A 12,889-nucleotide genomic window follows, 5' to 3' on the forward strand; every position below is an offset into this window, starting at 1 on the left:
CCCCTCCGGCCGTCGCCCCTCAGCCCGCCCGGCCGCGCTCGCGTGGCGGAATGGGATCGTCGTACGTCCCGGAACGTCCCCGGTGGGGCTCGCCGTCGAGGTACGGCTTGGCGTTGGCGGTGCAGCCGTGCAGGCCGAGCGTCTGCTGCTGCATGACGGGCGCCGGTTCGCCGCGGCCCGGGCAGCGCTCGTGCCCGTGGCCGAGCCGGTGCCCCACCTCGTGGTTGACCATGTACTCGCGGTAGGTGGCCAGGGATGCGCCGTACCGCGGCACGCCCTTCACCCAGCGCGCCACGTTCAGCACCACCTTGGCGCCGTTGCGGCACGACGTGTAGCCGTCCGGCACATCGCCGCAGAGCTCGTCGCGGGTGCCCGGGGTGGCCAGGTAGATGGTGAAGTCGGCGGCCTGGCCCGGCCCGACCCGGCGCAGGGTCAACGTCCCGCCGCCGGTCCAGCCCTGCGGATCGGTCAGGATTCCGGTGACCTCCGCGGCGAAGGCCGACGTCTCGATGCCCCGGATGTCCCGCTCCACCGCCACGCGGTAGCGCATGATCTCACCCTCGCCCCGGCGGGCCGGGGACTCGGCGGCCGCGGTCTGCCACCGGTTGCTGCCCTCGGCCGGGTAGCTGATCGGGACGGGCCGTGGCCGTGCGGGAGCCGACGGCGAGGTCACCGGCCCGGCGGGGTCGACGAACCCGACGGCCGGCCCGGCCGGCGACTGGCGGTCCGCCGCCGACTCGCCGCCCACCGCGGGCTGAGCGCACCCGGACGCCAGCAACCCGCACACCGCCACCACCGGCAGCAAGCCCCGGCGCGTACTCTTCCCGGACATGCGTCTCCCCTCGCCGCGCACCGTTCGCTGGTGGCGCACGGCAGTTAGGACGCGTCAACCGGGCGGAAAGTTGATCAGGCGCGGACTCAACCTTTCGCGCCTCCCGCCCGTCCTGAACGTCGTGGAGTGCGAAGCGGGCGGACATGGCACGAGATGACGCGGAGTTCGTCGAGTTCGCCCGGGCCGCCTCCCGCCGGTTGGTACACGCGGCCTTCCTGATGACCGGCGACCGCCATGAGGCCGAGGACGCGGCGCAGACCGCGCTGGCCCGCACGTACGCCTCGTGGTCGCGCATCCGCGGCGACGACGCCTACCGGTACGCCCGGTCGGTGCTCGTCAACCACCTCGTCGACCGCTGGCGGCGACCGATTCGGGAATACCCGACCGAGGAGCTTCCCGAGCAACGTGACGAGGACGTCGCCGACTCGGTGGCCACCCGGCGCTGGCTGTTCACCATCCTCGGCACGCTCAGTCCGCGCGAGCGCGCCATCGTCGTCCTGCGCTACTACTTCGACCTTCCGGAGGCCCAGGTGGCCCACGAACTCGGCGTCTCGATCGGAACGGTGAAGAGCACCAGCTCCCGTGCTCTCGAGAAGCTGCGCAGCGTCGACGCCGGGACGCCGCAGGTCCACGGGAGCTGCCGATGAACGAGGCGGAGCGGCTCCGTGAGGCCATGCTGGCGACCGAGCGGGCGGACCACGACCTGCTCGACCTGGCTGCCGTCGTACACGAGGGTCGGCGCCTGCGCAGGCGGCGACGGGTCGCGCGCACCGGGGCGGCCGCGCTCGTGCTGGCGGTCGCGGTGGCCGTACCGGTCGCGCTGGCGTCGGCGGGTCCGGAGCCGAAGCGACCTGCGGACCCGATCGCGGGTGCCCGCCCCACCGCACCCCCGACGACCGCGCCCACCGCCGGGCCCACGACGGCTGCCGCGCCAACCGCCACACCGGCCGCCACCACCGGCTCCGGGCAGTCGCGCCCGAAGCCGGTCGGCATGGTGCTCTCCAGTGGCATCCGGTACGGCGCCGAGGAGCGGGTGTTCTACGTCGTCGGGGTCGACGTCCCGAAGGTGCCGCAGGTGACGATCGGCCTGGTGGCCGGTCGTCGCGACGCCGCCGGCGAGCTGACGCCCGACGTCCTGATCAACGACGTGGCGGGCCGTGACCGCCACGCGGGCTTCCACGAGATCGGCTACGACCAGCAGGGCGACCGCCCGGTCCACCCGCCGGTGCCCACCTTCGGGTACTTCGTCGGACCGGCCGTGCGGATCATCGGCACCGTCGACGGCCGTCAGGTGCCCGCCACGCTGGCTCGCTGGAGCGAGGATCCACGCGTGGTGGTCTTCTGGTTCGATCCCACGGTGCTCGCCCCGGGGGTACGGCTGGACGGCATCGTCGCCACCGACAAGCGCGGCAACCGGCTCTGAGTCGACGACCTTCCCACCGGTAGGCTCGGAGTCATGGAAGATCCTTTCCGGGTGCGCGTCACCGTCCGCGGCTACGAGCTCGACACCCAGGGTCACCTGAACCAGGCCGTCTACCTCCAGTACGGCGAGCACGCCCGGTGGGAGTGCCTCCGCGCCGCCGGTATCTCGCAGGACCGGCTGCTCGCCTCCGGCGTGGGTCCGGTCGCGCTGGAGGTCACCCTGCGCTACCTCAGCGAGCTGCGCGGCGGCGACGAGGTCGACGTGTCCTGCGCGTTCCGCTGGGGCGAGGGCAAGACGTTCCGCATCGACCAGGACTACACCCGGCCCGACGGCACCCGGGTCGCGACGCTGACCGGGGTGGGCGGACTGCTCGACCTGTCGGCGCGCCGGCTGGTGCCCGACCCCCGGGTGCGGTTCCGCGAGCTCGCCACCGATCCGGCGCCGCTCGGTCTCTGAGCCTCCGTCCGGCCCGCCCCGGTTCCGCACGGCATCACCTGACGGCCGGCTGCACCGACGCCCGCCGGAAATCCGTGGGCACGCCACGCCCCGCGGCATAGATTGGCCGGGTGAGTGAGGCGGTTACGGTAATCGACCGGGTCGTGACCGACCGCGGCGAGCTCGTCCTGCGGCGGAGTGCCGAGCACCTGGAGATCATCAGCAACGGGGTGTTCCTGATGGACACCCGCGCCGGCAGTTCGGAACGGCTGCTGGTACGAGAGTCGTTGAAGCTCGTGCCGGCGGGTGCCCGGATCCTGATCGGCGGTCTCGGGGTGGGCTTCTCCCTGGCCGAGGCCGCGGCGTCGCAGGTGCCGGGCGAGATCGTGGTCGTCGAGATCGAGCCGGCGCTCATCGACTGGCACCGGGACATGCTGGCTCCGTTCAGCGCGCACGCTCTCGACGACACCCGCGTCCGGGTCGTCAACGACGACGTCGTGCGCTGGCTGGGCACGACCGACGAGGTCTTCGACGCCATCTGCCTGGACGTCGACAACGGTCCGGACTGGACGGTCTTCGAGCACAACGCCGCGCTGTACGACGATCGTGGGCTCGCGCTGCTGCGCCAACGGCTCACCGACGGTGGTGTGCTGGCCGCCTGGAGCGCCTCCGCGTCACCGGCGTACGCCGCCCGCCTGGCGGCGGTGATCGGGCCGGTCACCACGCATCGTGTCGAGGTGCCGCGCGGCGAGCCGGACGTGGTCTACCTGGCTCGACGCCACAACCGGTGACCTTCGGGTCGGCTGCGGCGCGGTACCACATGATCTGGACCGTCGACTCGGGAGCGGAGACCGGCCGGGCAGGACCTTGATCCCGATGTCGGGAAATGCGGCAGTTTCGCGTCCTCCGCAAATATTTACATGATCCAAACTGACCGGTAGGCGGTACGGTCCTTACTTACCGTGGTGTACACGCGTGTCGATGCGCGTCGCAACCAGGAGGGGACACCGCGGCTGGAGGAGACGCATGACCCAGACCCATCGCAACACAGGCAGGAGACGCCGCTTGATCGGCGCCGCGGCCACCGCCGCTCTCCTCGTGGCCCTGCTGCCCGGCACCGCGTCGGGCCAGGAGTCCGAACCGGACCCGCGGATCGGGCTCGGCGCGGGCTGGCTGGACGCGCAGAGCGCGATCAGCGACCTCGATCTGCTGGCCCACCGCGACAAGCCGGCGGGCTTCGTGAACCCGGCCAACCCGGGCGACTTCGGCTACGTCGCGTCGGATCTCGCCTTCGGCGGAAGCCACGCCTTCCAGGGCAACTACAACGGCTTCAACGTCTACGACATCTCGCAGCCGGCCAACCCGACGCTGGTCAGCAGCGTGGTGTGTCCGGGCGGGCAGGGCGACCTGTCGGTGTACGGCAACCTGCTCTTCATGTCGGTCGAGGAGACCCGCGGCCGGCTGGACTGCGGCACGGACGCCTCTGCGGGCACCCGTTTCCAGGGCGTACGCGTCTTCGACGTCAGTGACGTGGCCAACCCGGTACAGGTCGCCGCCGTGCAGACCTGCCGTGGCTCGCACACGCACACGCTGGTGACCGACCCGGACGACAGCTCAAACGTCTACGTGTACGTCTCCGGCACGGCGGGTGTCCGACCGGCCAGCACGATGGCCGGCTGCAACAACACGCCCGCCTCCGGCGAGGACCCCGCACGCTGGCGCATCGACGTCATCAAGGTGCCGGTCGCGGCTCCGGAGCAGGCCGCCGTCGTCAACAACCCGCGCCTGTTCGCCGACCCGCAGACCGGCGCGGTCGACGGCCTGCAGAACACCCCGCCCACCACCAGCCACCCGTCGGGCAGCGCGTGGGGCCCGTCGCCGGTCACCGACGCCTGCCACGACATCACGGCGTACCCGGCGCTCGGGCTCGCCGCAGGCGCGTGCGAGGGCAACGGCATCCTGATCGACATCTCCGACCCGGCGAACCCGGTGCGGATCGACGAGGTGTCCGACCCGAACTTCGCGTACTGGCACTCGGCGACGATCAGCAACGACGGCAAGAAGGTCGTGTTCACCGACGAGTGGGGCGGTGGCACCGGCCCCCGCTGCCGGGACACCGACCAGCCGCAGTGGGGCGCGAACGCCATCTTCGACATCGTGGACCGGAAGCTGAAGTTCGCCAGCTACTACAAGCTGCCCGTGCCGCAGACGCTCCAGGAGAACTGCGTCGCGCACAACGGCTCGCTGATCCCCGTACCGGGTCGGGACATCCTCGTTCAGGCGTGGTACCAGGGTGGTATCTCCCTGATGGACTTCACCGACTCGGCGCACCCGCGGGAGATCGCCTACTTCGACCGCGGCCCGATCAGCCCCACCACCAGCGTGCTGGGTGGCTTCTGGTCGGCGTACTGGTACAACGGTGAGATCTACGGCAGCGAGATCGCCCGCGGCTTCGACGTACTCGGGCTGCGTCCCAGTGAGCACCTGACCGCGGCGGAGATCGCCGCGGCCCGCGAGGTGCAGATGCCGCAGTTCAACGCCCAGAGCCAGACGAAGGTCGACTGGGCACCGAGCTTCGCCGTGGCCCGCGCCCGCTTCGACCAGCTGGCCAGGACGTGCACCACGACGATCGACAAGCGGCACAACGGGCCGCTGACGGTCTCGGGTGTCACCTGCCTGTCCGGCGCGACCGTCAACGGGCCGGTCACCGTACGTCCGGGCGCCTCGCTGCTCGCGTTCGACTCGTCGATCTCGGGGCCGGTGTCGGCGTCGAACGCGGCCGCCGTGCACCTCTACGAGAGCACGGTCCGTGGCCCGGTCAGCATCACCGGTACGCGCGGCAGCACCGCGATCGTGAAGAGCGAGATCCACGGTCCGGCGGTGCTGACGGGCAACCGTACCGGCTCCGTCGAGCCGATCATCGCCGACAGCACGGTGAGCGGCCCGCTCGCGTGCACGGGCAACGCGCCGGCGCCGATCAACCTCGACGCCGCCAACCGGGTGTCGGGGCCGACCAGCGGTCAGTGCGCCAGCCTCGACTGACGTACCCCGCAGCGGTTCGATGAGGAGGCCGCGTCCTGCCGAGGCAGGACGCGGCCTCCGCCGTTCCGGAGGGGGGCGGAATCCTTCGCCGGGGTGCCGACGAGGGCGCCGGCGAAGCGGTGGTGGGGGGACCGTCGGGGCGGGTGCCGGGCATCAACCAGGACGCCAAGGAGCCGATCCGGGTCATGGACCCGGACACCTGCCGCGCGGTCGTCGCAGTTCGGTGTCCAACCTGACGACCGAGCGGTCAGCGGACGCGGTGCGCGTGCGGCGGAAGGTGCTGCGGCCGGACGGTGGGCCGGTGTCAGCCGGCGAGCCGGGCCTGCAGTTCGCGCAGGCTGCGGATCTCGATGCCCTGATCGGCGTTGACCTCCCGGGCGAACCGGTCACTCGCCGGTTCGAGCCCGCCGCCGGCCGCGTAGAGCTGCTGCACCATGGTGAGCGCGCCCTCGTGGTGCTGAATCATGAAATCGAGGAAGAGCCGGTCGAACTGCTCACCTCGGGCCTTGACCAACTGCGCCAACTGCTCCGGGGTGAGCATGCCGGGCATGACCACGTCGTGCTCGGCATGGTGCTCGTGTGGCCCCGGGAGCTGCTCGCCACGGTCGGTCAGCCACTGCTGCATCTGCGCGATCTCGTCGCGCTGCGACGTCTCGATCCGCTTGGCGATCAGCGACACGTCCTTGCTGACGGAGCGGTCCGCGACGAGCGCGGTCATGTCCAGCGCCTGCACGTGGTGCGCGATCATCCGCTGCATGAACTGCGTGTCGGCCGCGGTGTGCTTCGGCGGCGCGGGCAGCTGGGACTGCTCGGCCGGCGAAAGGACGCGGCCGCTCTGACCGGGCGCGCCGGGCTGGACGATCCGGGGTGCGGCGACCGGCCCCTCCGGCTCGTCTTCGGTGAGCTGGACGACGGCGAAGACCGACGCGCCGAGGACTACGGCGGCGGCCACGGCGGCGATGACGATGCGTCGACGAGACGAGAACACGATTCGATCACCGTAGCGGAATTCGGCCCGTCAGACGAGAGGCCGGATGGATGGTCCGCTCGGCGACACTTGACGCTCCTGTCCGGAACGCTCCAAGATCAACGCAGCGGACCACGCCACCGGTGGGGCCGCCCGAGCTGGGTGTGGTGGACAGTGCTGAGCGCATTCGGTCTGACCGAACTGGAAGAGAAGATCTACCTGGCGCTGGTCGGCGGCCGCCCGAGTACCGCGACGGAGCTGGTGGAGCGCCTGGCCACCGGCCCCGACGAGGTGGACGCGGCGCTCGATTCGCTCACCCGCCACGGCCTCGTCCGCGTGGTCGGCGACCGGGCCGGCGCGGCGCCACCCGACCTGGCGATCGATTCCCTGCTGACCCAGCGCATCCGTGAGCTTCAGGAGGCACGGATCGACCTGCGGGAGTGGCTGCGGCAGCAGCGCGCGCCGGAGCCCGCGGATCCGGGCGTCCAGATGGTCGTGGGTGTGGCGGCGATCCTGCAGACGTTCGAGCAGTTCCTGCGCGGCGCCGAGGAGGAGGTGCTCGGTTTCGAACGCCCCCCGTACGCGGCCGACATCTCGGAGAATCCGGCGGAGCTGGAACTGCTGGGTCGGGGCGTACGCTTCCGAGTGGTCTACGACCGGCGCGGCCTGGAACGACCGGGCGCCTCGACCCACATCGGCCGGTTCATCGCCGCCGGCGAGCAGGCCCGCGTCGCGACCGACGTACCGGCGAAGCTCGCCGTGGCCGACCGCCGGATGGGGCTGCTCTCCTTCCCTTCCCAGGCCGACATGGTCGAGCCCTGGGCGCTGGTGGTGCGCGGCGCCACCTGGGTCGAGGTGCTCGTGGCGCTCTTCACCGAGGTCTGGGAGCGGGCCACGCCGCTGCGCCTCGCTCCGGCCACGACCGTGCTCGACGACGCCGACCGCTGGACCGTGCCGACACCGACCGACCGGCAGATCCTGTCGCTGCTGATGACCGGGCTACCGGACAAGGCGGTCGCCTCGCAGCTGGGCATCTCGCTGCGTACCGTGCAGCGGCGGCTGCGGCAGCTCATGGACGTGACCGGCAGCGCCACCCGGATGCAGCTCGGCTGGTTCGTCGCGCGCAACCGGTGGCTCTGACACCGCGTCCCCGGTCCGTTCCGCCGGCACGCGGGCGGAACGGACCGCGACGGGTCCCGCTGACCGGCGACCCGGCCAGCGGGACCCATTGATCACTTGGTGACCGTCACCGAGACGGTGACCGGGGTGGACGCGCCCTTGGCGCCGTTGTTGGTCACCAGCACCGTGGCGACGTACGTCCCCGGGGTCAGGCCGGTGGCGTCGACCGTGACGGTCAGCGCGCCCTTTTGCCCCGGCGCCACCTCACCGGAGGTCCCGGCCGACAACCACGGCACGTCGCTGTACGCCGGCAGCGACCCGTCCACGTGGTAGACCTTGCTGCTGTACGGCTGGTTCCGGTAGGCCACCGTCCAGAGGTTGCCCTGCTCGTCGATGTCGAGCCCGGCACCGCTGATCGGGTTCGGGTCCGGGTCGGGCACCGAGGCCAGCGCGCGGCAGGTGTCCGGTTCCATGGCCCAGATCGACTCCTTGGCGTCCTGGTTGATGCCCCACAGCACGTTGTGCTCCTCGTTGAGGGCGAGCCCCGTCATCCACGGCACGGGCGGGGTGCACTCCCCCAGCACCGAGCCCGGCTGCGGGTGGGACAGCCCGGCGAGGTGCCGGATGACCCCGTCGCCGCTGAGGTAGAAGGTGTCGTCCGAGGCGCGGTAGGCCAGCCCGTAGTAGAGCTTGCCGGCCCACGGTCCCGTGATCGTCTCCTTGACCTCCAGGGTGTCCGGGTCGAAGCAGACGATCGGCAGCTCCCCGATGAACGACATCTTCGGCGCACACATGAGGTCACGCCCCGGCACGTACGCCATGTCCGAGGGCCAGCCACCGATGTCGAGCACGCCCTTGCCGAGCGACGTGCCGTCGGCGGCGAAGCGCTGCAGCTCTCCGAACTGGTACGAGTTCGACACGATCAGCTCACCGTTGCGGTAGCCGACGCCGAACGCGTAGTAGAAGTCCTTCACCGCGAAGGAACTCATCACCTTGCCGGGTACGCCGGCCGGCGGGTTCGGCGAGTCGATCTCGCGGGCCAGCCAGCTGGCCGGCAGGTCACCCTTGTTGGTGAGGGTCACCGTGGCGGTCCGGGTCTGTCCGGCCCGCGCGCTCACCGAAACCTTGTTCTTGTTGGCCAGCAGCAGCGGCGTACGCAACGCGACGTCGTGCTTGACCACCCTGGTCTCGGCCACGGTGACGGTGGCCGGCGGCAGGTCGTAGCCGGGCTGCAACGCGGCCACGGTGACCGGCCCGGCCGGCGCCTCCAGCTGGTAGAAGCCGTCCGCGTCGGTGGTCGCGGTGATCGGTTGCCGCGCGTTCGGCGACTCGACGTGTACGGTCGCGCCCGCCAGGGGCTGGCGGTCGTTGGCGTCACGTACCGTGCCGCGCAGCAGACCCCGGCCGGGCACCTCGAACGTGATCGAGGTTTCGTCGTCGAGCACCGCCTCGTCCCGCGAGTACGTCAACGCCACAGTGCCGCTGGCGTCCTCGATGCCGACCGTCGCCGAGCCACCGGCCGCCGCCGAACCGGTGCCGAGCTTGCGGTACCGGATGATGACGGTGCCCCGCTCGCCCAGCAGCACCTGGACGTCGACCCGCTGCTTCGGGTCGCTCTTCAGGGCCGCCCGGGTCCAGCTCACCAGGAGCCGTCGGTTCATCCCCGACCCGATCGCCTTCGTCCGCACGGTCGAGGCGTGGTCCAGCACCAGGTCGTCCCAGAACGCGTAGACGGCCGGCGCCGACACCTGCGGGGCGGGCAGCGGACCGTTGGCGCCGACGGAGGTGGCGGCGTCCGCGCCGAAGGTCAGGTAACCGTCGGTGTGCACGGTGACCCGGTCGTACGTGGTGCCGTAGAAGGTCATCGGGAACGGCAGGTCGAGGCCCTTGCTCGCGGTGTCACCGGTGAGGGCGAGCACCTTGCCGCCGTCCTCCCACTTGCCGGCGGTGACCCCGGCGGCGTAGCCGTACCGGTCGGTCTTGGCGGTGAGCGCCACGTCCACCGTCTTCGGCCCGTCCACCGTCAGCGCGACCGTCTTCGGAGCCAGCCACCGTCCGAAGTCGACCAGCAGGTCGTATTCGGCCTCGGGCAGCTTCCCGTCGTAGTGGCCCTCGGCGTCGGTGACGAAGCCGGGGAACGACTCGTCGGCGAGCGTCAACCGGGCGCCGGCGACCGGCTTGCCGTTCGGGTCGGTGACCCGGCCGCTGACCGGCTGCCACGGGGCGGCCTCGGAGAGGTCCAGGGTCAGGTTCACGGTGCCGCTCTGCGACACGGTGATGGTCCGCCGCTGGGTCCGCTGCCCGAAGTAGGTCGCGGTCAGCGTGTACTCCCCAGCCGGGACCCGGCCCAGCTGGACCGTGCCGTGGGCATCGGTGCGGGCGGTCCGGGTGACCAGGTTGGACGTCAGGGTGATCCGCGACCCCGCCAGCGGGTTGCCGTCCCGGTTCGCGTGCACCACGACGCCGCCGAGCTGGGCCGTCGAGGCCTGGGTCACCAGGTCGTACGCGTCGAGCCGGCCCTCGCCGTAGACGTTGTTGTCGGCCGGCGTGCCACCGCACTGCTGGTCGTCGACGTCGTGCGCGGTGCGGTCCAGCAGCTCGCGGGTGGTCACCACGTCCCGGCGCAGGTTCGGCACGGCCGACCAGGCCAGCGCGACCGCGCCCGCGACGTGCGGGGCCGCCATCGAGGTGCCGTCCATGTATCCGTAGTCGCCGCCGGGAAGGGTGGAGAGGATCTGCTCACCGGGGGCGGTGATGTCCGGCCGCACCGCTCCGTCCCGGCCGGGGCCGCGGCTGGAGAACTCGGTGATCACACCGTCCGGGCCGGTCGCGCCGACCGCGTACGTCTGCGGGTTGGTGGCGGGGTGCCCCGCCGAGCCGCACGGCTCCGGCGCCTGCTCCGCCTCGTTGCCGACCGCGAAGACCGGGAAGATGCCGGCCGCCACCCAGGAGTCGACGATCGCGTCGTACATGTGCGGGTCACCGCCGACGCCGCCCCACGAGTTGTTCACGATGTCCGGCGACAGCTCCGGACGCGGGTTCTCGCCGTTGCGGTCGGTCGGCGCGAGCATCCACTGTCCGGCGGCCAGCAGTGACGCGTCGGTGCAGTAGGTGTACTCGCAGCCCTTCGCCGCGATCCAGGTCGCACCCGGGGCGACCCCGGTGATGTGCCCGGCGCCGTCGTCACCGACCATCGAGCCGACGGTGTGCGTGCCGTGCCCGGCGTTGTCGCAGGGCTCCTCGGACATGCAGAACCCGGTGGGGTCGTACCAGTTGTAGTCGTGGGTGAAGGTGCCGTCGTCGTTGTTGCCGCGGTACTGGCGCACCAGCGACGGGTGGTCGTACTGCACGCCGGAGTCGACGCTGCCGACGACGACGCCCTCGCCACGGGTGCCGTACTCGCGCCACACCTTGTCGGCGCCGACCGCGGTCAGGTTCCACAGCAGCGGCGTGTCGGCGTCCGCGCCTGCGGTGCGGACCGGCTCCTCCAGCGTCGTCACGCCGACGGTGGTGATCCGCGCGACGTCCGAGCGGCCGGCCAGCTCGGTGAGCAGGTCCAGGTCGCCGGTCACCTCGATGACGTTCGCGATCCAGAACGGGGTGAAGTCGGCGTGCCGCTCCCGGAGCAGATCGCGCAGGCCGCGCTGCGTCTGCTCCGCGTGCGCGACCTTGGTCTGGTAGACCCGCGTGGTACGGGCCACCCGTCCGGCCCGGCCACCGGCGGCGCGCTCGACGCGGTCGAGTTCCGCCGCGTCCAGCTGGGCCTCGTCGGCCAGGTCGACCATGAAGGTGGTGCTGGTGCCGCCGCGGGCCGCGGCGAGCACGGTGGGCTCCACCTTACGCAGCGGCTCCACCGTGCCGCTCGTTGCCGTCGGTGTGGGCGTCGCCGCGATGGCACCGGTCGGCAGCGCGAGCAACGCCGCCAACGTTGCCGCGACCGTGGCTGTCGCGTGGCGCGCCCCGTATCTGGATCTGCGCATGAATTCCCTCCTCCGGGCGTCCGCCGGGAAACGCCGGCAGCGCCGTCGCAGATTCTGGGGCGGCGGGCGGCCCGGTGGCGGGCATGATCACTGGCGGAGCCCGGACATGGCGGAACTCCGCCATCCCCGGTTGGCCACGGCGACACCAGCGCGTCACCTCGGTACGCGCGGTGAGCGGGAGCGGCAACAGTCGGTGACTTGTCGGGTCAGGAACGGCTCCGCTACGCCCGGCCGGTGTGACCCGCTCCGGACACTGTCGAGCTGCCCCGGATCCGAGCCGCCCGACAACCTCCGGGCCGGCGGCAGCTGCTGACGCCTCGCGGCGACGCGGCGGTCAGCCGGCGTCCGGCAGCCACGGCGCCAGGACGGCCGGATCGGCAACCGCTTCGCGCACCTGGTCCCGCTCGGACGCGGTCAGCCGGATCGCCTGGAGTCGCACACCCCAGTCCGGCACGCGCTCGTGCTCGTCGAGAGCGGTCGAGAGCTCGATCAACGCGGCGAGCGCCAGCGCCTGCTCGACAGCCGGCGCCGTGTCGCCGTGCCGGCGCAGCCCGGAGTTGAGTGCCCGGAACGCCGCACGGTCGTCCGACTTGAACTCGCGCAGGATCCGCGCGTTGTCGAGGACACGGGCCAATCCCACCAGGCGCTTGGACCCGCCGTACTCCAACTCCTGCGGCTCGTCACGCCGGATGAAGATGATGGTGTTGCCGGAGGGGTCGACGACGCTGAACCGCGACGCGCCCGGCCGGTACCGGGTGATCCGCGGCCGGCCCTTGGCGAGCACCTTGCCGTACGCGCCACGCATCGCCTCGGTGAACGCCGCGTGGTACGGGGCGACGGCGTCGACCATCACCAGGCACCCTCCGGTCTGCTCGGCGGCCGGATCCACGCCGGTCGCCGCACCGCCGTAGTGCAGCTCGAATCCGCTCCACCGGAAGGCCAGATACAGGTATGGCCGGGTCTGCTGCCAGGTCACCGCGAAGCCGAGCGACCGCCAGAACGCCAGGGTCTCCTCGGCCGACACGCAGGGCAGCAACGGGACGACGCTCTCGGTCGGGCAGACGAGTTCCTCGGTCAACCTGGACCTCCCG

10 protein-coding genes are annotated in these 12,889 nt (G+C 71.7%); 6 read left to right on the forward strand and 4 right to left on the reverse strand.

Annotated features, from left to right (window positions below):
* Positions 1–19: 19 nt before the first annotated feature.
* Entirely contained in the window at positions 20–832 is an 813-nt protein-coding gene (locus AB0F98_RS12020; RefSeq protein ID WP_357732841.1) for a DUF3152 domain-containing protein, read from the reverse strand.
* Between the two features lie 143 nt (positions 833–975).
* On the opposite strand from AB0F98_RS12020, the gene AB0F98_RS12025 reads away from it, so the two are divergent.
* From AB0F98_RS12025 to AB0F98_RS12045, 5 genes are all read left to right on the forward strand, one after another.
* Complete coding sequence (locus AB0F98_RS12025) at positions 976–1,479, forward strand: SigE family RNA polymerase sigma factor (protein WP_357732844.1); 504 nt, start codon at positions 976–978, stop codon at positions 1,477–1,479.
* Entirely contained in the window at positions 1,476–2,255 is a 780-nt protein-coding gene (locus tag AB0F98_RS12030) for a hypothetical protein (RefSeq protein ID WP_357732847.1), read from the forward strand. Before AB0F98_RS12025 ends, AB0F98_RS12030 begins: the two co-directional genes overlap by 4 nt.
* Positions 2,256–2,288: 33 nt before the next feature.
* Entirely contained in the window at positions 2,289–2,711 is a 423-nt protein-coding gene (locus AB0F98_RS12035; RefSeq protein WP_357732850.1) for an acyl-CoA thioesterase, read from the forward strand.
* A gap of 110 nt (positions 2,712–2,821) precedes the next feature.
* Complete coding sequence (locus AB0F98_RS12040) at positions 2,822–3,481, forward strand: spermidine synthase (protein WP_357732853.1); 660 nt, start codon at positions 2,822–2,824, stop codon at positions 3,479–3,481.
* 235 nt (positions 3,482–3,716) lie between these two features.
* Positions 3,717–5,732: a hypothetical protein gene (locus AB0F98_RS12045; protein WP_357732856.1), complete on the forward strand. Its 2,016-nt coding sequence runs from the start codon at positions 3,717–3,719 to the stop codon at positions 5,730–5,732.
* Positions 5,733–6,036: 304 nt separating this feature from the next.
* Here AB0F98_RS12045 and AB0F98_RS12050 read toward each other — a convergent pair whose 3' ends face one another.
* Positions 6,037–6,720, reverse strand: a complete 684-nt coding sequence (locus AB0F98_RS12050; RefSeq protein WP_357732859.1) for a DUF305 domain-containing protein — start codon at positions 6,718–6,720, stop codon at positions 6,037–6,039.
* A 153-nt stretch (positions 6,721–6,873) separates the two neighbouring features.
* Here AB0F98_RS12050 and AB0F98_RS12055 point away from each other — a divergent pair, with 153 nt between their 5' ends.
* On the forward strand, positions 6,874–7,839 hold the full coding sequence (locus tag AB0F98_RS12055) for a helix-turn-helix domain-containing protein (protein WP_357732862.1): 966 nt from the start codon (positions 6,874–6,876) through the stop codon (positions 7,837–7,839).
* Between the two features lie 92 nt (positions 7,840–7,931).
* Here AB0F98_RS12055 and AB0F98_RS12060 read toward each other — a convergent pair whose 3' ends face one another.
* Both AB0F98_RS12060 and AB0F98_RS12065 read right to left on the reverse strand, forming a co-directional pair.
* Positions 7,932–11,798, reverse strand: a complete 3,867-nt coding sequence (locus tag AB0F98_RS12060; RefSeq protein ID WP_357732865.1) for a S8 family serine peptidase — start codon at positions 11,796–11,798, stop codon at positions 7,932–7,934.
* Positions 11,799–12,132: 334 nt separating this feature from the next.
* On the reverse strand, positions 12,133–12,876 hold the full coding sequence (locus AB0F98_RS12065) for a glyoxalase (RefSeq protein WP_357732868.1): 744 nt from the start codon (positions 12,874–12,876) through the stop codon (positions 12,133–12,135).
* Between the last annotated feature and the right edge of the window lie 13 nt (positions 12,877–12,889).

It is taken from the genome of Micromonospora sp. NPDC023737 (genome assembly GCF_040639715.1).
Taxonomy (GTDB): Bacteria; Actinomycetota; Actinomycetes; order Mycobacteriales; family Micromonosporaceae; genus Micromonospora.

What these genes read in the sequence shown, in the direction of transcription:
- AB0F98_RS12025 (WP_357732844.1), top strand. Translation starts at nt 976, where the DNA reads ATGGCACGAGATGACGCGGAGTTCGTCGAGTTCGCCCGGGCCGCCTCC.
- AB0F98_RS12020 (WP_357732841.1), bottom strand. Translation starts at nt 832, where the DNA reads ATGTCCGGGAAGAGTACGCGCCGGGGCTTGCTGCCGGTGGTGGCGGTG.
- AB0F98_RS12045 (WP_357732856.1), top strand. Translation starts at nt 3,717, where the DNA reads ATGACCCAGACCCATCGCAACACAGGCAGGAGACGCCGCTTGATCGGC.
- AB0F98_RS12035 (WP_357732850.1), top strand. Translation starts at nt 2,289, where the DNA reads ATGGAAGATCCTTTCCGGGTGCGCGTCACCGTCCGCGGCTACGAGCTC.
- AB0F98_RS12030 (WP_357732847.1), top strand. Translation starts at nt 1,476, where the DNA reads ATGAACGAGGCGGAGCGGCTCCGTGAGGCCATGCTGGCGACCGAGCGG.
- AB0F98_RS12060 (WP_357732865.1), bottom strand. Translation starts at nt 11,798, where the DNA reads ATGCGCAGATCCAGATACGGGGCGCGCCACGCGACAGCCACGGTCGCG.